This window comes from Streptomyces sp. 891-h (genome assembly GCF_022760275.1).
In the GTDB taxonomy this organism is placed as follows: domain Bacteria; phylum Actinomycetota; class Actinomycetes; order Streptomycetales; family Streptomycetaceae; genus Streptomyces; species Streptomyces spirodelae.
In genome coordinates this window covers 5396165-5413722 of the sequence record NZ_CP050693.1, presented here as the reverse complement: position 1 = coordinate 5413722, position 17558 = coordinate 5396165, and the positions used below count along the sequence as shown (strand labels likewise).

At 72.5% G+C, this 17558-nt stretch carries 16 protein-coding genes; 9 read left to right on the top strand and 7 right to left on the bottom strand.

Translation table 11 applies throughout. The features are described 5' to 3' along the window. The first annotated feature begins 136 nt into the window (after positions 1-136). From HC362_RS23740 to HC362_RS23730, 3 genes are read left to right on the top strand one after another with little or no spacing between them, the layout of a single operon-like run. Positions 137-2227, top strand: coding sequence for a DNRLRE domain-containing protein (locus HC362_RS23740; RefSeq protein ID WP_243086060.1), 2091 nt, complete (start codon positions 137-139; stop codon positions 2225-2227). Next, positions 2224-2724 carry a hypothetical protein gene (locus HC362_RS23735; protein WP_243086058.1) on the top strand — a complete coding sequence of 167 codons (501 nt, stop codon included), beginning with the start codon at positions 2224-2226 and terminating at the stop codon, positions 2722-2724. The genes HC362_RS23740 and HC362_RS23735 overlap by 4 nt, the downstream gene beginning before the upstream one ends. A 41-nt stretch (positions 2725-2765) precedes the next feature. Continuing rightward, positions 2766-3614: a glycosyltransferase family 2 protein gene (locus HC362_RS23730; RefSeq protein WP_243086056.1), complete on the top strand. Its 849-nt coding sequence runs from the start codon at positions 2766-2768 to the stop codon at positions 3612-3614. Here HC362_RS23730 and HC362_RS23725 read toward each other — a convergent pair. Next, positions 3571-4767, bottom strand: a complete 1197-nt coding sequence (locus tag HC362_RS23725; RefSeq protein WP_243088779.1) for a glycosyltransferase — start codon at positions 4765-4767, stop codon at positions 3571-3573. The genes HC362_RS23730 and HC362_RS23725 overlap by 44 nt on opposite strands. Before the next feature lie 84 nt (positions 4768-4851). Here HC362_RS23725 and HC362_RS23720 point away from each other — a divergent pair, with 84 nt between their 5' ends. Further along, entirely contained in the window at positions 4852-6384 is a 1533-nt protein-coding gene (locus tag HC362_RS23720; protein WP_243086055.1) for an O-antigen polymerase, read from the top strand. Here HC362_RS23720 and HC362_RS23715 read toward each other — a convergent pair. The 3 genes from HC362_RS23715 to HC362_RS23705 all read right to left on the bottom strand — a co-directional run bounded on the left by HC362_RS23715 (position 6357) and on the right by HC362_RS23705 (position 11013). Continuing rightward, the gene (locus HC362_RS23715) at positions 6357-7610 is read right to left on the bottom strand and encodes a hypothetical protein (protein WP_243086054.1); all 1254 of its coding nucleotides are present in this window, start codon (positions 7608-7610) and stop codon (positions 6357-6359) included. The genes HC362_RS23720 and HC362_RS23715 overlap by 28 nt on opposite strands. Positions 7611-7867: 257 nt before the next feature. Further along, complete coding sequence (locus tag HC362_RS23710) at positions 7868-9529, bottom strand: lipopolysaccharide biosynthesis protein (RefSeq protein WP_243086053.1); 1662 nt, start codon at positions 9527-9529, stop codon at positions 7868-7870. Beyond that, on the bottom strand, positions 9526-11013 hold the full coding sequence (locus tag HC362_RS23705) for a glycosyltransferase family 4 protein (protein ID WP_243086051.1): 1488 nt from the start codon (positions 11011-11013) through the stop codon (positions 9526-9528). The genes HC362_RS23710 and HC362_RS23705 overlap by 4 nt, the downstream gene beginning before the upstream one ends. 162 nt (positions 11014-11175) lie before the next feature. Between HC362_RS23705 and HC362_RS23700 the strand changes: the two genes are divergently transcribed. Then, positions 11176-11640, top strand: coding sequence for an adenylyltransferase/cytidyltransferase family protein (locus tag HC362_RS23700; protein WP_243086044.1), 465 nt, complete (start codon positions 11176-11178; stop codon positions 11638-11640). Here HC362_RS23700 and HC362_RS23695 read toward each other — a convergent pair. Beyond that, positions 11631-12380, bottom strand: coding sequence for a CDP-alcohol phosphatidyltransferase family protein (locus HC362_RS23695; RefSeq protein WP_243086042.1), 750 nt, complete (start codon positions 12378-12380; stop codon positions 11631-11633). The two genes, HC362_RS23700 and HC362_RS23695, sit on opposite strands and share 10 nt — an antisense overlap. A gap of 128 nt (positions 12381-12508) precedes the next feature. Between HC362_RS23695 and HC362_RS23690 the strand changes: the two genes are divergently transcribed. After that, a complete protein-coding gene (locus tag HC362_RS23690) occupies positions 12509-13495 on the top strand; it encodes a hypothetical protein (protein WP_243086040.1) in 987 nt (328 codons plus the stop codon). A gap of 58 nt (positions 13496-13553) precedes the next feature. Here HC362_RS23690 and HC362_RS23685 read toward each other — a convergent pair whose 3' ends face one another. After that, a complete protein-coding gene (locus HC362_RS23685) occupies positions 13554-14447 on the bottom strand; it encodes a bifunctional DNA primase/polymerase (RefSeq protein ID WP_243086039.1) in 894 nt (297 codons plus the stop codon). A gap of 242 nt (positions 14448-14689) precedes the next feature. Here HC362_RS23685 and HC362_RS23680 point away from each other — a divergent pair, with 242 nt between their 5' ends. After that, entirely contained in the window at positions 14690-15535 is an 846-nt protein-coding gene (locus HC362_RS23680; RefSeq protein WP_243086038.1) for a glycerophosphodiester phosphodiesterase family protein, read from the top strand. A gap of 88 nt (positions 15536-15623) precedes the next feature. Here the strand turns inward: HC362_RS23680 and HC362_RS23675 are convergent, their stop codons facing one another. Beyond that, on the bottom strand, positions 15624-16241 hold the full coding sequence (locus tag HC362_RS23675; protein ID WP_243086036.1) for a TetR/AcrR family transcriptional regulator: 618 nt from the start codon (positions 16239-16241) through the stop codon (positions 15624-15626). A gap of 147 nt (positions 16242-16388) precedes the next feature. Between HC362_RS23675 and HC362_RS23670 the strand changes: the two genes are divergently transcribed. Both HC362_RS23670 and ddaH read left to right on the top strand, forming a co-directional pair. Continuing rightward, complete coding sequence (locus tag HC362_RS23670) at positions 16389-16565, top strand: DUF6243 family protein (protein ID WP_243086034.1); 177 nt, start codon at positions 16389-16391, stop codon at positions 16563-16565. A 154-nt stretch (positions 16566-16719) separates the two neighbouring features. After that, the gene (gene ddaH, locus HC362_RS23665; protein ID WP_243086032.1) at positions 16720-17526 is read left to right on the top strand and encodes a dimethylargininase; all 807 of its coding nucleotides are present in this window, start codon (positions 16720-16722) and stop codon (positions 17524-17526) included. Positions 17527-17558 lie beyond the last annotated feature (32 nt).

The following is a 17558-nucleotide window of genomic DNA, read 5'->3' as shown; positions in this document are numbered from 1 at the left end:
GGCTGCGCCCCGTCAGGGGCGCGGGGAACTGCGCGACCAACCACAAACGAACCCGCACCCCGCAACGCAACAAGCAGGGGCAACCCCTCACTGGAACAAACTGAGTCAGTACCAAACCCTGGGGACAGGACAGCACATGAAACGCAGAAAGAGCTCGCGACAAGCCATGGCAGCCGTGACAGCGGTAACCGCGCTGACCGCAACCGCCCTCGTAGCCCCGGCCCTCACACAAGGCGGTGTCCCCAGGGCGCAAGCCCTCACCGCTCCGGTTGCCATGACGGCCGACGACTTACCGACATGGCAGACGAACGGCGTCGTCTGGGCGATGGCCCAGTCCGACGGAGTCGTCTTCGCGGGCGGCACGTTCTCCGCGATCCGCCCGCCCGGTGCCGACCCCGGCACCGGCGAACAGCAGGCGGTCAACTTCGCGGCGTTCGACGCCGCGACGGGCGCGCCGACCGACTGCCGGCTCAACTTCACGGTGGGCAGCGGCACCGCGACGGTCCGGGCGCTGACGGTCTCCCCGGACGGCAAGACCCTCTACGCGGGCGGCAACTTCGCCGCCGTCAACGGCACCCACGTCAGCCGCGTCGCCGCCATCGACATCGCGACGTGCAAGGTGAAGCCGGACTTCAGTGTGTCGGTCTCCTCGACCGTGCACGCGCTGACGGCCACCGACGACACCGTCTATCTGGGCGGTGACTTCACCTCGGTGGAGGGCCAGAGCCGGGGCAAGTTCGCGGCGCTGAGCACCAGCGGCCAGCTGCGCTCCTGGAAGGCGGACGCGGATCTGACCGGGCGCGCCGTGGAGGTCACCCCGGACGGGAAGAGCGTGGTGCTCGGCGGGGACTTCACCCGCGTACGCGGTACGTCGTCACGCGCGCTGGCCGTGGTCGAGGCGTCCTCCGGAGCCATCAAGCGGGCTTACGGGAGCACCTTCGTGCCCCGTAACTCCGTGGTCAAGGGCCTGTACGTGGACGAGACCGGGATCTACACCGCCAACGAGGGGACCGGCGGCGGGGTGTTCGACGGGCGCATCGCGCTGAACCTGAGCGACTTCTCCCAGCGCTGGCGGGACACCTGTCTGGGGGCCACCCAGGATGTGACCGTCTACAAGAATGTGCTCTACAGCAGCTCGCACGCGCACAACTGCTCCAGCATGGGTCAGTTCGGTGAGCTGTACGAGCGCCAGCATCTGCTGGCCGAGTCGGTGAACGACCCCACTCCGCTGCTGTCCTGGTTCCCCGACACCGACGACGGGCCGTTGAACGTGGAGCAGGTGGGGCCGCGCGCGATGGTGGTCTCCTCCCGCGGTGGCACCGACTACATGTGGGTGGGCGGCGCGTTCTCCCGGATCACCAGCAACGGCAACCGGCCGCAGCAGGGGCTGGTGCGCTTCGCCAACGGGCCCGACACCCGGGACCCGACCGTGCCCAGCGGGGTGAACGCGGCCAACGTCACCTCGGGTGTACGGGTGACCTGGCCGGCCAGCACCGATCTGGACGACCGCACGCTCACCTACCGCGTCTACCGCAACGGCGGCTCCGAGCCGGTGGGCACCGTGCGGGCCAACTCCACCTTCTGGGACCGGCCCACGGTCGGCTTCACCGACACCACCGTCAAGCCGGGCACGGACTACACCTACCGGATCACCGCGAGTGACGCGGACGACGCCAACACCAGCGCCCGCTCCGAGGGCGCGACGGTACGCACGCCGGGTACGCCGACGGAGACGACGGTGGAGCGGGAGGCGACCGCCGACGCGTATGTGAACGGGGCTTCGACCGGCTCCACCTACGGCACCCATCAGCAACTGGCCGTGCGCGGCTCCTCGCCGTACGAGAGCTATGTGCGCTTCAACGTGCCCTCGGCGCCCAGCGGCATGGTGCTGGACAGCGCCCGGCTCACCGTCACCACCAGCAACGACAGCTATGCGGCGACGTCGGATGCGATCAGCGTGAGGCCCGTCACCGGATCGTGGTCGGAGTCCTCGGTGACCTACGCGAGCCGGCCCTCGCTGGGGTCGACGACGCTGGGCACGTTGAACGGCGCGCCGGAGCGCAACACCGCCTATGACATCCCGCTGAGCAAGAGCGCGGTCGGCGACGCGGCGGGCGGCAGCTTCGATGTGGCGCTCACCAGCACCGGCAGCGACAGCCTGTGGCTGCTGGCGCGCGAGTCCGGGGGCACCGGCCCCAAGCTCACGCTGACCTTCAGGAAGCCGTGAGCGTCCGTAAGGCCGCGGGAGCCTCGGTGGCCGCCCTGGTGGCGGCCACCCTGGCGCTGACGGCCGGCTGCGGCGCGGGTGGGGACGAACCCGCGAAGTCGAAGGAGCGCGACAAGAGCGGGCGGCCCACCGCGAGTTCCCCCGCGACACCGGGTGAGGAGCCGCCTCCACGCGAGGACGGCAGGGAGCGGAAGCCGAAGGGGCCGAAGCGCGAGGCCACACCGGTGGTTCCGCGCGCCTCGCTCACCCCCGCCACCGGCTCGTTCACCAAGAAGGAGAAGAAGTACCTGGTCGGCCGGGTGCCCGAGGGGCTGGAGCCCGCCGCCGTGCTGGAGGCGGGCCGCACCGCCTGTGCCCGGCTGCGGACTACGGCGAAGGCGAGCCGGAAGGACGCGATCAGCGCACTGAAGGCGGGCGAGATCGACAACGCCGAGCCCGCGATCGAGCACCTGTGCCCGAAGTTCGAGCCGCTGCTGAAGGCGGCGGGCAAGAAGTGACACCACCCATCGGAAGCATCGGAAGCCAGGAGAGAACCCCCGTGGAGAAGCTGCCCGTCGTCGTCGCGATACCGACGAAGAACGAGGCCGAGAACATCGCCACGACCGTGCGGTCCGTGATCGACCACTTCGCACACGTCGTCGTGGTCGACTCGGACAGCACGGACGACACCCGCGCGCTCGCCAAGGCCGAGGGCGCCGAAGTGCTGCCCTACACCTGGGACGGGCGGTATCCGAAGAAGAAGCAGTGGTGCCTGGAGAACGTCCACCCCGAGCTCGACTGGGTCTTCTTCCTCGACGGCGACGAGCGGCCCAGCCCCGAACTGCTGGCCGAGATGCGGCACATCTTCGACCCGCCGCCGGGGCACACCGTGCGCCCCGCCGCTTTCGACGTCCCGCTCGGCTACTGGTTCGCGGGGCGCAGGCTGCGGCACGGGTACACCATCGTCAAGCGGGTGCTGCTGGACCGCACCCGCTGCCGCTTCCCCGAACCCGCCGACCTGTCGGCGCCCGGCATGGGCGAGCAGGAGGGCCACTACCAGCCGCTGGCCGACCCGGTGGTCCGGCTGCGCTCCCCCATCGAGCACCAGGACCTGGATCCGGTGCGCACCTGGTTCGAGCGGCACAACCGCTACTCGGACTGGGAGGCGTGGCTGGAGCGGCACCCGGCCGTACGGGAGCAGATCCGGCAGGCCAAGACCCGGCAGGGCCGTCTCTTCCACCGCGCCCCGCTCAAGCCGCTGGTCTCCTTCGCCTACGCCTACGGCTGGAAGAGGGGCTTCCTCGACGGCCGCGCCGGGCTCGACTACGCGCTGGCGATGAGCTTCTACCGCTGGCAGATCGGGCTCAAGGCACGCGAGTCGGCGTCGGGCGGACCGGCCCGGCGGTGAAGCGCTCCCGCAGCACCGTCGCATAGGTCTCCCGCAGGCTGCCGACCACAGCGTCGAGCGTGAAGCTGTCCCGCGCCAGCCGCCAGGCGGCCCGCGAGGCGGCGGCGTTGGCCGCCGGGTCCAGCAGTTCGAGCACAGCGCGGCCGATCCGGACCGCGTTCTCCGGGTCGTCCGGCGCGCTGTCCACCAGCCGACCGGCACCGGCCGCTGCCACATCGGGAGCCAGCCCGCTGGTGCGGGTGACGACGACGGGCAGTCCCACCGACAGTGCCTCCAGCACGGAGACGGAGAAGGCGTCCTTGATGGACGGCAGTACATATACGTCGCAGGAGCGCAGCCGCTCCAGCACCCCGGCATGGTCCAGCGCCCCGATGTACTCCAGCGCGTGTCCGACCCCAAGCGACCTGGCCAGCGCCAGCATGTCGCCGGCCAGCGCGCCGGTGTCGGGACCGGCGAGCACGAACCGCGCGTCGGGGTACTTCTCCAGCACCGTGGGTATCGCCCCGACGAAGTCCTGCGGGCGCTTGCCCTCCTGCACGCGGGCGCAGTACAGCACCGTCGGGGGCCTGCCGTCGCCCGGGGCGCGCATGGGCTGCGGCGCCACCCCGTTCACCAGCCGGTACGCCGGGCCCATCGGTTCGGGGGCCACCACCGCCTCGGTCAGCTCCCGCTCGCGCGGGGTGAGGTGGAGCACGGCGTCGGCCTTCTTCAGCACCCGGCGCAGGCCCAGCACGTCCACGGCCTGTGCCACCCGGTTGTGCGTCGGGTCGATCATGCCGTGCGTCTGGAGCACGAGGGGGCGGCCCATCCGCGCTGCCAGCATCGCGACGGGGAGGGTGACCAGGTCCCGCATGAGATGGACATGGACGACGTCTGCCGAGCGCAGCATGCGGGGCGCCGCCGCGAGGAGCGCCGGTGAGGTGATGCCGCTGACCTCGAAGCGCGGCAGCACGTGGCGGGCCTGGAAGAGCCGGGCCGGAACGCCGTCGACGCTGCGGGGCAGTCGCTTCTCCGGAAAACCGTCGCCCAACGCCACCAGCACCGCCTGGTCGCCCTGCGCCCGCAGGCCCCGGCACAGATTGAGGGCGACCCTGGTCGGCCCACCGAAATCGTGGGTGGGCGTGTGCAGCGTGACGATGTGCAGCGCCTTCAATGGGGCTCCCTCGGTGGATGCTTCGGCCGACATTAACCCTTTTATCGTCTCCAGTCCCTACTTTTCACTGTTTTTCGAGGGGCGATGAACACCAGCATCCATCCGGACACCCGCGCCCCGGCACCGCACCACCCGCACGCCACCGCGCCGCGCGCCGTACTCTCCCGCGCGCTGGCCATCCCGCTGGTGGCTGCCCTGGTCGCCGTACTCCCGGTGACGGTGGCCACCCAGCCGGGACCGGGCCCCCACGACGCCGCCTACTGGCTCCAACTGGCGACCTGCGCCTACTCCGGAACCCGCCTCGCGGCCATGGTGCTGACCGCGCGGCGCCGCCTCATCCAGGGCGCCTTCTGGCTGTTCTGCTACATCGCCATGGGCATCGCGCCGCTGGCGCAGACCGTGCTGGACAGCACACCCACCCCGGTGGTCGGCCCCCGCTCGGACACCGTGCTGGCCTCGGCGCTGGTCCTGGCGGGCGTCGTCGCTTTCGACGTGGGCGCGCTGCTGGCCCGGCACCGGCCGCCGCTGCGCAGCCGGATGCACGAGCGCAACCGGCGGCCCGCGACCGTGCACCCGCGGCGGCTGTACGTGCTGTGCGTCCTGGCGGCGGTGGGCAGCGGAGTGCTGGTGGTCCAACTCGGCGGTCCAGCCGTCTTCTTCAGCAACCGGCAGGAGATCAGCGAGTCGATCGCGGGCGCGGCGGGAGCGGAGGCCGGTTCGCAGGCCGGGTCTGCGTTCCTGCGCGGCTTCGGCACCGTACCGGCGCTGCTGGCGCTGCTGTTCCTCACCCGCTGGCTGGTGGTCTCCCGCGCGGCGCGGCGCCGTCCGCTGGTCCCGGTGCTGTGGCTGGCGATGCTGGGGCTCAACGTCGTCGTCAACAACCCCGTGTCCAACCCCCGCTACTGGTTTCTGACGGTGCTGTTCTCGCTGCTGTTCACCGCGTTCCCGCGCAGCCCTGTGATGTACCGGGCCGCGCTGGCGACGGGCGTCGCGGTGGCCCTGGTGGTCTTCCCGTTCGCCGACCGGTTCCGCTACGAGGAGGGCGCAGACCGGCCCCGGCAGTCCACGGGCTCCCTGCTGGAACCGCTGACGATGAAGGACTACGACCAGACCGGCATGCTCGCCAACACCGTCACCTTCGTCGACTCCGGTGAGGGACACAGCTACGGGCGCCAACTGACCGGCACCGCGCTGTTCTTCGTACCCCGCACGGTCTGGACCGGCAAACCCCACGACCCCGGCACCCGGGTGGGCGAGTGGATGGGCATGCCCTACCCGAACCTCTCCTCACCCCTGTGGGCCGAGCTGTGGCTGGACTTCGGCCCACTGGGCATGGCACTGGGCTTCGCCGCCGTCGGCTACGGCGCCGCACGCGCGGACCGCCGGTACGCGCGGCGCACGGCGGAGGAGTCCCGCGCCGGTCCCGGCCGGTGGGGGCCCGGCAGCGTGGCCGCTGTGGCGGTGCCGCTGGTGGCGGGCTACAGCTTCATCCTGCTGCGGGGTTCTCTGCTGCAGGGCATGGGGCGGGTGGCCATCGCGGTGCTGTGCGTCAGCTTTGTGACGACGTTCCGCCAAACAGCCCCCTCGCCTCAGGGCTTGCCCCGCGGGGAGCGCTGAGAAGGAGAGTGCCCCTGTCCGTCGTCCGCAGGCTGCGCAGGAAGTGTGGTTGCTCGCGCAGTTCCCCGCGCCCCTGACGGGGCGCCCAGGAGCCGGGCCGTACGCAACCAACTGGCAGCGCCCTTCGCCGCCGAGCCCAGGCACAGCCCCCACGCCGCGCCGAGCACACCACCCAGCGCGTAACCGCCCAACAGACACCCCACAGAGGCGAGGGAGAAGACGAGCTGGATCGGAAGCGTCGTCCGCGGCCTCAGCACCCGCAGGGCCAGCAGCCCGCAGGTGCCCAGCGCCATCGCCGCGTACTGGCTGCCGGTGGCGGGCAGCAGCCGCGCCGCCGAGGACCAGGTGTCGCCGAGCAGCGCGCGCCCGGCGCTGTCGGGCAACAGCACCAGCACGGTGGCCCAGGCGGCGGCCACCACGGCCAGCACTCCCCCGGCGGTCCCGGCCGCACGGGCGGCCCGGCGCGCGCCGCCCACCCGGTTGAGCAGCGGGGGCCCGAACCCGGTGGCCGCGTTGAACAGCACGTTCATCGGCCCGAAGAGCGTGGTGGCGCCGCGCAGCGCGCCCACCGCGAGCGGGTTGGCGATCAGACCGAGGCCGATGATGGCCAGTTGGCTGCCCGCGTTGCCGACGCCGAACTCCACGGCGAACCTGCGGCCCAGGTGGTCCCGGCGCAGACAGTGGCGCGGGTCCTGGCCCGCGCCACGGGTGTGCCGCAGCAGCAGCCAGAGCGCCAGCGCGAGCGCCGGCAGCGTGGACAGGCCCCATGCCAGCAGCAGCCGGGCCGCGCCCGCGCCGTGCGGCTGGAGGGCGAGCGCGGGCAGCACGGCCGCCAGTCGCACCAGGTCAGCGGCCAGGGCGTACTGGGGGCGGTGGAGCGTGGAGAAGGCGTAGCGGGTGGTCTCCTGCGTCAACGCGAGCGGCAGCACCAGTGCGAGGGCGGCCAGTGCGGTGGCCGTCCCGCCGTCGGCCGCGCCCAGTACGAGCGCGGCCGGGACGCCCAGCGTGGTCGCCGCCAGCGCGGTGAACGCCACCGCCGAGCGGCAGGCCCGGGCCACGGTTGCGGGTTCGCCCTTCTCCAGGACGAGGGCCTGGCCCACGTAGGCGGTCGTGAGGCCGAGGAGGACGGTGAAGACCGTGTAGACGAGGGAGAAGGTGGCGAACGCGTGCACGTCCGATCGTCGCGCCGCGACGATCACGACGGCGATGTTCGTCCCCGCCGCCACCCCTTGATCGGCTACGGAACATATGAGGGCTGATAAGGGGGTGCCCCTTTCCGCAGTTCGCAGGCTGCGGGTTCGCTGTGGCTTGTCGCGCCCACGCGGCGGAGCCGCACATCGACCCGGCCCGCGCCCCTGACGGGGCGCACCTCCGCTGCGCTTGGGAGGTCTGCGCCTGGGGGTACCCCCTGCTCGAAGAGCTTGGGGGAGCAGGGCCGGCAAGCGCAGCCCCCCACGCCGGGTACGCCGAACGAGGCGGCCCCTCACCGGACGGTGACGCGCAGGGCGGTGCCCTCCCGCGTGGGGGACCCGCGATCGGGTGGGGCCGGAGGTCCCGAAGAGGCTCCCCGGCGCCGGGGTTCGGCCCCGGCGCCCTCCGCGTGGAGAAGCGCACCCAGCACACGACCCCCCGCGCCGACGACCAACTCCCGCACCCTCGCCAGGTCGTCCCTGCGCACCTCGCGCGGGTCGCAGACGAGCAGCGCGCAGTCGACCCGGTCGATGAGCGCTATGGCGTCGGCGTACGACAGCACGGCCGGCGCGAGCACGATCAGTACCGAGTCCCGCTCGTCGGCGTGCCCGATCAGCTGGGTGACGGCGGAGGAGGTGAGCGCGCGCGGCACCTTGCTGACGCGGTGTCCCGGCACCAGGTCGAAGACGCCGGACTCGCCCGCGTCGATGGGCACCCGGTGTCCGGTGGGCCAGCCGATGGTGCCGTGACCGGGCGCGCGGGCCCATCCCGCGGGCTGGACTCCGTCGGCCTGCCTGAGGCGTTCGGTGAGGGAGGGCGTGCGCAGGTCGGCCTCAAGCAGCAGCACGTCCTTGCCCATCTCGGCGAAGGACGCGGCCAGATTGACGGAGGCGGCCAGCGCCGTGGCGATGCTGCCGCGCGGCGGGACGACGAGAACCCGGCGGCGCCGTGCGAACGTCTCGTCGTAGGCGAGCCGGAAGGCGACGGAGCGGTACTCCTCGGCGAGCCGGCCCGCGGCGAGCAGGGAACGCGGGCGCGCGCGGGCACGGCCGCGCGGCAGCGTGCCCAGCACGGGCGCGTGCAGGGCCCGTACGACGTCGCCAGGGGTGCGTACGGCGGGGTCGAAGACGAGCCGCACCCAGGCCGCGAGCAGGCCGAGGCCGATACCGACGGCCGCGCCGAGGCCGAGCATCATCGGCAGCGCGGGCCCGGAGGGCTCGCCGGGCGGGGTGGCCTTGGTGACGACCCGGCCCGGGGTGGTGTCCTCGGCGCGCAGGTCGCTGATGCTGCCGTTGATCTCGGCGATGCGGTTGACGACGGAGGAGTGCGCGGACAGCGTGCCGTCGAGAGCGCCTTCCTTGCCGGAGGAGGCGATCTCCTTGGCGAGCCGGTCGCGCTCCTTGACCAGCGGGGCGCGCTGTTTCTCGTAGGAGGAGACCATGCTCCTGACGCGGGTGGCGGCGTCCTTCTCGCGGTTGGCGAGGTAGGCCGTGGCGAAGGCGTTGGCGCCGCGGGCCGCCGCCTTTGGACTGTGTGCCGTGTAGGCGAAGCGCAGCATCCGGGTGTCGGGCGGGTTGGTGACCTGGAGGTCGGCAGCGAGCCGCTGGGGGCGCGCTTTTGAGTGCAGGGTGCGTGCGGCGCGTGCGGCGACGACGCTGCTGAGCGCGGTGCGCCGCTCGGATCCCATGCTGGTCTCGCCGGGTGCCGTCTTCTCGCCGCTGCTGTCGATGGGCAGCGGCCGGACGGTGACCTCGGTGGTTGCGGTGTAGGAGTCGGCGCCGCGCAGACCGATCCAGCCGCCGCCGAGCACACCGAGGACGATGCCGAGCGCGATCAGCCAGCGGTAGCGCAACAGCTGGCGGAACTGGTCGCGCAGCAGGTCAGGTTCGTCGTAGACGGGGGCGGAGGCGGCGGCTCCGCGCGCTTCACCGGCCGGGGTGGCGGTGCCGCTCATGCGGTGCCGCCCTGGTGCCGGGTGGCGCCCTCGGCCGCGCCGGGCAGCGGTCCGCGCCTGCCGCGTGCGCGTGCCGCGCGGAGTCCGGCCGGGCGCCGTCCGGGTGCGGGGGCCAGGGTGAGGGCCTCCTCCAGCAGGGCCGTCAGCCTCTCCAGTGCCGCTGTACGGCCGAGGTGGCCGGTGGCGTAGGCGCGGCCCGCGGCGCCGAGCGCGGCGGCGCGGGCGGGGTCGGCGGCGAGGTCGCGGAGCGCGGCGGCGAGCGCCGCGGGGTCCTCGGGCGGCACCAGGACTCCGGCGCCGGAGCGGCGCACCTCGCCCGCGGTGCCGCCGCCCGCGGCGACGGAGGCGACGACCGGGCGCCCGGCGGCGAAGTAGGAGGTGAGTTTGGAGGGGACGCTCATGTCCAGTACGGAGGCGCGCTGGGTGACGGCGAGCACATCGGCAGCGGCCAGTACATCGGGGAAGTCGGCGTCGGCGGCGGGCGGCAGCAGTTCGACCCCGGGCAGCGGTGCGGCCAGCCGGGCCAGGTGCGGGCGCTGGTTGCCGTCGCCCATCAGGACGACGCGTAACCGCTTCGGCGCCGCGCCGCCCGGCGCCCGAGTGCCCTGTTCACCGGCTTCCCCGGCTTCCCCGGCTCCATCGGCGGTGCTTCCGCGTCGGCCGTCGAGCAGCCGGGCGGTTTCGATCAGCACCTCCAGGCCCTGTTTGAGGCCCATGTTGCCGGAGTGCAGGACGACCGTCTCGTCCTCGCGCCAGCCGAGCCGGGCGCGGGTCTCGGCACGCGGCCGGGAAGGGTCCGCGATATGCGTCCAGTTGGGGACGGTGCGGATGCGCGAGCGGGGTACGCCGAGCGCCGCGACGCGGTCGGTGAAGCTCTCGTGGATGACGCCGACGAGGGTGGCGGCGGCCAGCACCCGGCGCTCCACACAGCGGGCCGGCGCTGCGGCCCGGTCACCGCCCCGGATGCCGCTCTGGGCCGCCGCCGCGCCCATCAGATCCTGTACGACGGGTATGAACGGCACCCCGGCACCGCGCGCCATGCGGGCGCCCAGGAGCGCGCCCGCGAGGCTGGGCAGCTGGGCGACGACGGCGTGCGGCCGCCCGCCGAGACGGGGCGGCGCGAGCAGGCCGTGGGCGAGGATGGACGCCTCGTACAGCGCCCGGCGCCCGGCGGTCTGCCGGGGCGGGACGGTGTGTCTGCGGCGGTGCACCCGCACCCCTTCGCGCAGCTCGGTCGCCCGCCAGACGCCCCGGTAGTCGGGGTCCGTACGCCAGGCGGGGTAGTGCGGCATACCCGCGAGGACGTGGACGTCCCAGTCCGGTTGTGCGGCCCAGTGCTCGGCGAGCTGCGCGGCGTAGGGTCCTATCCCCGCCTGCTCCGGCGCGTAGTTGGTCGATACGAGTAGCACCCGGCGTCCGGGGCCCCGTTCGCGCCGCTGTCCGGGCGCGGTGCCGTTCGCGGGCACGGCATCGCCGTTCACCATGAATCCCCCCACAGTTCTTCCCCTCGGGCAGCGTAACGCCTGTCGTGCGCGCTTTCGCCAACCTGTCCCTGTTTCTTGCGGGTTGTGGTTGCATGCAGCGATGTACGACGGCCGGGGAGGGCCGCGGTACATCCAACGGCACGCGTCCAGGGGGGACTTCGCATGACCCACACCGTCGGCTACGCGCCCGGTGCCTACGACCTGTTCCACGTCGGCCATCTGAACCTGCTGCGGCACGCCCGCTCCCGGTGCGACTACCTGGTGGCGGGGGTGGTCTCGGACGAGATGGCCGAGCGCGCCAAGGGGCGTCCACCGGTGATTCCGCTCGTCGAGCGGCTGCAGATCGTCCGCAGCATCCGCTTCGTGGACGCGGCGTTCGTGGAGACGGTGCCGGACAAGCTGGAGACCTGGCAGCAGGTCAGGTTCGACGTGCTGTTCAAGGGCGACGACTGGCGCGGTACGCCCAAGGGCGACAAGCTGGAGGCCGATTTCCGTACGGTCGGCGTAGAGGTCGTCTACTTCCCGTACACCGTCCATACGTCCAGCACTCAGCTGCGGCGCGCGCTCGACGCTCTCGCCGGGCCCGCCGCCGGACCCGCCCTCGCCCAGGAGACCGGTCAGCACTGAGGCGCGGCCGACAGTTCCCGGAACCATTTGACCGCGAACGCGGCGAGGAACAGCGCGTAGCAGGCGAACAGTGCCGCGTAGCAGGCGCGGAACAGCCCGGGGGCGCCGAGCAGCAGGAAGACGGCGCAGAAGACGCCGTAGTCGACGGGCAGCAGCGCCACCGCGCGCAGCCGCGAGGGGGGCCGGTCGTGCGCTCCCCCGCCGGGCCGCGCGGGGCGCAGCTTGTCCGTCAGCAGCCCGCCGAAGAAGATCAGCACGGCCACGAGCTGGAAGCCCAGCGGCAGCAGCAGCCAGCCCTCGCCTGGCAGGTCGGCGAAGCGGTGGAAGGAGATCAGCACGGCCGCGTGCAGCCCGGTGATCTTTGCGCAGTCCACGACGTGGTCCAGCCACTCCCCCGCCGGGCTGCCACCGCCCCGCAGCCGCGCCAGTTGTCCGTCGGCGGAGTCCAGCGCGAACCCGACGACGAGCGCGGCCCAGACGCACCACCCCAGCGTCCAGGACGGCCGTACCAGCGCGACCGCCGCGACCCCCGCGAAGCTGCACACCGCGCTCAGCAGCGTCACCTGGTTCGGGGTGAGCCCGGCGCGGTGGGCGGCCGCCGCCAGGACGCGGCCCAGCGGCCGGTTGACGTACCGCGAGTAGAGCGAGACGCCCTTGGCCGTCTTCTGGGCCTCCCGCAGGCGGCGCAGCGCCGTGCCGAATGCCGCGGGTTCCGGGTGCCGTTCGGCAGCCTGAGCCATGTGCCCCCCTTGATCGTCCCCTCTGATCCCCGCCGCGCATACTGTGCCAGGCACCACGCGGCGCGCCAGACCGCGCGCGGTAGGGTGCCTTCGCCGACAGCACCGGGAGGGTGGAACAGGTGAAGGGGTTGAGGGCTGGCAAGCCCCCGCGCATACCGTTCGCAGCGGCCGTGACGGCCGGGGCGCTGCTCGCCTCGCTCACGGGCTGTGTCACCGTGCACGGCGAGAGCGCCGTCGTCCCCGCGTTGAGCAAGGCGGAGGCCGCCAAGGTTCTGGGGACCTTCGTGAAGAAGAACAACCAGGCCAACACCGCCTACGACGCCGAGCTCAACGCCACCATCGAGTCGGGCGCCCTCGGCGCCATCGACCAGGCGGGCCTCAAGTCCCGCAAAGAGGTCCGCCCCAAGGGCAACCCCGACTACCGGCCGCTGGAGCTGACCGACACCCGCTATCTGATCCCCGAACAGGCCGGCTGGCCCAAGTTCTTCGTCACCGACTCCAAGAGCAACCGCAAGGGGCAGGGCCGCTGGCTGTTCGTCTTCCAGCGGGACCGGGCCGACGGGCCGTGGAAGGCCTCCTACCTCTCGGTCGTCGACCCCGGCGAGATCCCCCGGTTCGCGCGCGACGAGCACGGCCATGTCAAGGCCGTGCCGGTGGGCGGCGGCTCCGGGCTGACCGTGTCGCCGGACCAGCTGAGCAAGCGCTACGCCCGCTATCTGCAGGAGGGCGCCGGAGAGGACTTCGCCCCCGGCCCGCATACGAGCAAGGTGCGCGAGCAGCGCGAGAAGGCGATGAAGCGCACCAGCGTGCGCAACGAGTTCGCGGACCAGGCCGCACAGCCGCCGCAGTTCGCGCCGTTCGGGCTGCGCACCAAGGACGGCGGTGCGCTGGTGTTCTTCACCTCGCACCACCACCACAAGCAGACGCTGCCCAAGGGCTACCAGCCGCAGATCAAGGACCCGCTGGTCAAGGCGCTGATGTCGGGCACGCCGAAGCACTCGGTGACCTTCAAGCGGGTCTCGGAACAGGCCGTGACCGTCCCGGCCAAGGGCAAGAAGGGCAAGGTCACCTTCCTGAGCCGCATCGAGGGCCTGACAGCGGCCCAGGGCAGCTAGCCGGCGCCCCGAAGGGAGGCAGCCCCTCCCCAGCGTCACCGCCCAAGCAAGCGCAGCGTCACCGCACCGGCCAGGGCGCGGCCTCCTCGCGGCCGTCCGCCGTCAAGGCGTACTCCGCGCACGCGTCGGTGAGCGTCTCCAACAGGACGAGAGGTTCGGGGAGCGCCGTCCCCGGCTCGGGGGGCCGCAGCCAGCGGACGCCCTGTCCGTCGTCGGGCAGCCGCGACGGCGGCAGCAGCACATAGCTGCCCCGGCAGTGCCACCGCAGCCCGGGGTGCTCCTCCATCGTCTCGGGGTGGCTGTCCAACTCGCAGGGCCACCACTCGTCCTCGTCCTCGGGAGTGCCCCGGGTCTTGGTGAAGAAGAGCATCCGGTCCTCGCCCAGCAGCGCGACGGGCCCCAGCACCGGCTCGGCACCGGGGTCGGCCGCGCCCTCCCGCTCCTCCAGCCGGGCCAGCGCCGCGTACCCGGCCTCGGCGGGGACGTCCAGCACGTCGTGGGCACGCCCTGTGGCGGTGATGAAGTTCGCGTCCGGCTCGGCACGCAGCCAGCGCTCGATCTGGGCGCGGTCGGTGGTGGCCTGGGTCTGCCAGGCGAAGGAGACGGGGTGCCTGCCGGGGGTGGGACAGCCGATCCGTACGCAGGAACAGCCGTACCCGGACGGGTGCGCGGCGGGGGCCAGCGGGAACCCGGCCTCGGCGGCCGTGAGCAGGAGGGTCTCGCGGTCCCTGGCCGCTTCCGCGGCCTCGGCGGCCGGCTGGCCGCCCCGCCCACCCCAGCGCCGTACACCCGAGCGGGCCGAGCCCTCGCGTGACCTGCGGCCGGGGGCCGTCCCGGTCCCCGTCGTCCCGTCCCGGGCATCGGGCCGCGCGGCCGCCGTTCGCTCGGCGCGCTCGGCGGCGCGCTCGGCCCGGCGGCGCAGCCATTGGGCGATCCTGCTCTCGCGTTCCATCTACCGCCTCACTCCGCGACCGAGAACCATGAACTCCGAGGGTACGCAGCCGTACGGCACGCTGAGGTGGAATCCACGGATCACGGATGTCTCTCCTCTATCCTGCGCTCCCTCGCGGCCGCTCCGGTACGCGGGGTCGGGCGCGTCACCCCTGAGGGCCACCCGGCCGGACGCCCCACCCGGCGTATCGTCCCGGTCACCCCTAGCTTGGGACCATGGTCACAAAGGCGGTTTTTGTCCCAATGGTCCCGTTGATCGCCCTGACCCTCGCCACAGCTCCGGCCACACCGGCCGCACCGGCCGGGCGCACCGGCCCGTCGGTCGCCGCACCGGAGGCCCCGAGCGAGGTCGTACCCCGAGGCGCCCGGCTCACCGGCACCACCTTCACCGCACACCGGGGCGGTGCTCTGGAGGTCCCCGAGAACAGCATGCAAGGGATGATCGCGACTCAGCAGCGCGGGTACGCCCGGGTTCTGGACGCCGACATCCGCCAACTGCGCGACGGCACCCTGGTGGCGATGCACGACGCCACCCTCGACCGCACCACCGACAAGCACGGCAAGGTCAGCGCGCTGGACTGGAAGGACTGGCAGAAGGTGCGGATCGTCCCCAAGCGCAGCCTGCCGGGCCACTGGCGGCGCGAGCGCCCCCCGGCAGCGCGGGAGATCCTCGACCGCTTCGGCGGCGACACGCTGCTGATGCTGGAGCTGAAGGACTCCGAGGGGCTGTCCCGGCTCGCCCGGCTCATCCGCGACCGGCATCTGACCCGCTCGGTCCTGGTGGAGTCCAACGACCCTCAGGTGGCGGAAAAGGCCCACAAGATGGGCCTGCTGACGGCCGTATGGCGCTCGGCACGCCAGCTGGCCCACGACCAGCCGAAGGAGTGGCAGGACTTTGTGACGATGCTCAGCGTCGACCACCGCGCCCCGGCGCGGCACGTCCGCAAGGCCGTGGAGTCCGGCATCACCTATGTGTGGTCGCACACCGTCAATACCGAGAAGACCCGCGACCGGATGCTGAAGCTGGGCTGCGACGGCATCGTCACCGACCGGCCGGGCAGCCTGGCCCTCACCGGGGCCGAGCCGTAGACACGGAGGGTGGATGTACGGGCGGGCGACGACGCTGTTCCGGCGTGCGCCGTCGCGCGGCGTCTCAGGGTGCGCCGTCGCGCGACGATCAGCGTGTGCCGTCGCGTGGCGCGAGGGCCCGCAGGACCAGCTCGACCAGCCGGTCGGTGAACTCGTGGGTCAGCGGGCCCGAACGGCTGAGCCAGCGCTGCTGGAATGGGCCGAGCAGCAGTTCGACGGCGAGGTCCAGATCCAGCTCGGGGTCGATCTGCCCGGCCTCCTGCCCTGAGCGCAGCCGCTCGGTGTACACCTTCAGACCCGGCTCCCTGAGCCGGGTGACGAACTGGTCGGCCAGCTTCGGGTCGGTGGCGGCGGCGACGGCCAGCGCGCGGTAGGGGGCCTCGAAGGCGGCGTCGGAGAACTCGTCGGCAGTGGCCCTCAGCACCGTCTTGAGGTCGGCCTCGATGTCACCCGTGTCGGGGAGGCCGCTGTCGTAGTCCTGGTCGTGCACGACCTCGGTGAAGGCGTCGAGCAGCACGGCCGCCTTCGAGGGCCACCAGCGGTAGATCGTCTGCTTGCCGACACCGGCCCGCGCCGCGATGGCTTCGATGGTCAGCTTGGGGTATCCGACCTCGCCGACCAGTTCCATGCTGGCCTCGAGGATCGCCTTGCGGGAGCGCTCGCTGCGGCGCGAGACGTCGGGGTGCTTCGCCGTGGTGGGTGACATGGCCCGAATCTAGCAGCGTGCTGAGACGAGACGAACCGTCTTGACAAGACGGTTCGTCTCGCCGCATGCTCCTCAGGCGGAGCGGCGAGACGATACGTCTCGTAGCACTTCCCTGCACTGTTCCGTTCACCAGGAGAGGAGACGTTCATGAGCAAAGGACGCGGCGGAAGGATGCTCGGCGTCGGCGGCACCCGCGCACACCTGTCCCGCAAGCAGCTGCGGGGCGGGGGCGCCACGGGCGGCGGCCACGGCTCGGGCGGCGGGACCGACCCGCTCACCCAGAAGCGCGAACTGCTGCGCAGGCTGCGGGAGTCACGGGAATAGCGCGGGCGCGCCGTAGTGCGCCCCCGCTCCCACTCCCCCGCTCCCGCGTTCCCGGCCGGGAATCCGAGCAACTTGACCGGCAATCCATCCGAACAGGCTCCTCAGGGCGCACCATGGGCGCACCGCATCACGCATGTGCCCTGAGGAGCCTGAGATGTACGCAACCCGTCGCTATCTGATGTGCCCTCCGACCCACTTCCGCGTCACCTACTCCATCAACCCCTGGATGGACCCCGGCAAGCCCGTGGACCTCCGCCTCGCGCTCGCCCAGTGGGAAGCCCTCCGCGACCGCTACCGCTCCCTCGGCCACACCGTCGAGATCCTCGACCCGGAGCCGGGACTGCCCGACATGGTCTACGCCGCCAACGGTGCGACCGTCGTCGACGGGAGAGTGCTCGGCGCCCGGTTCGCGCACCCCGAGCGCGCCGGAGAGGCGGCAGCGCACCGCGCCTGGTACCGGGCACACGGCTTCGCCGACGTGACCGAGCCCGTCCACATCAACGAGGGCGAGGGCGACTTCGCCGTCACCTCCTCCTGGCTGCTGGCCGGCCGCGGCTTCCGCAGCAGCCCGCTCTCCCACGGGGAGGCCCAGGAGTTCTTCGGCCGCCCCGTCATCGGCCTCGACCTGGTGGACCCGCGCTACTACCACCTCGACACGGCGCTGTGCGTGCTGGACCCCGAGGGGGACGAGGTGATGTACCACCCCGCCGCCTTCTCGCCGGGCAGCCAGGCCGTCCTCGCACGGTTGTTCCCCGACGCGCTGCTCGCGGAGGAGTCCGACGCGCTCGCTCTCGGCCTCAACGCCGTCAGCGACGGCCACCATGTGTTCCTGCCCGAGGCTGCCGCCGGGCTCTTCGCGCCGCTGCGGGCACGGGGCTATGAGCCCGTGCCCGTCGATCTGACAGAGCTGTTGAAGGGCGGCGGCAGTGTCAAATGCGTGACAGCGGAGTTGCGGCCGTAGGCCGCCCGCCGAATGGTGCGGCACCCCTTCTC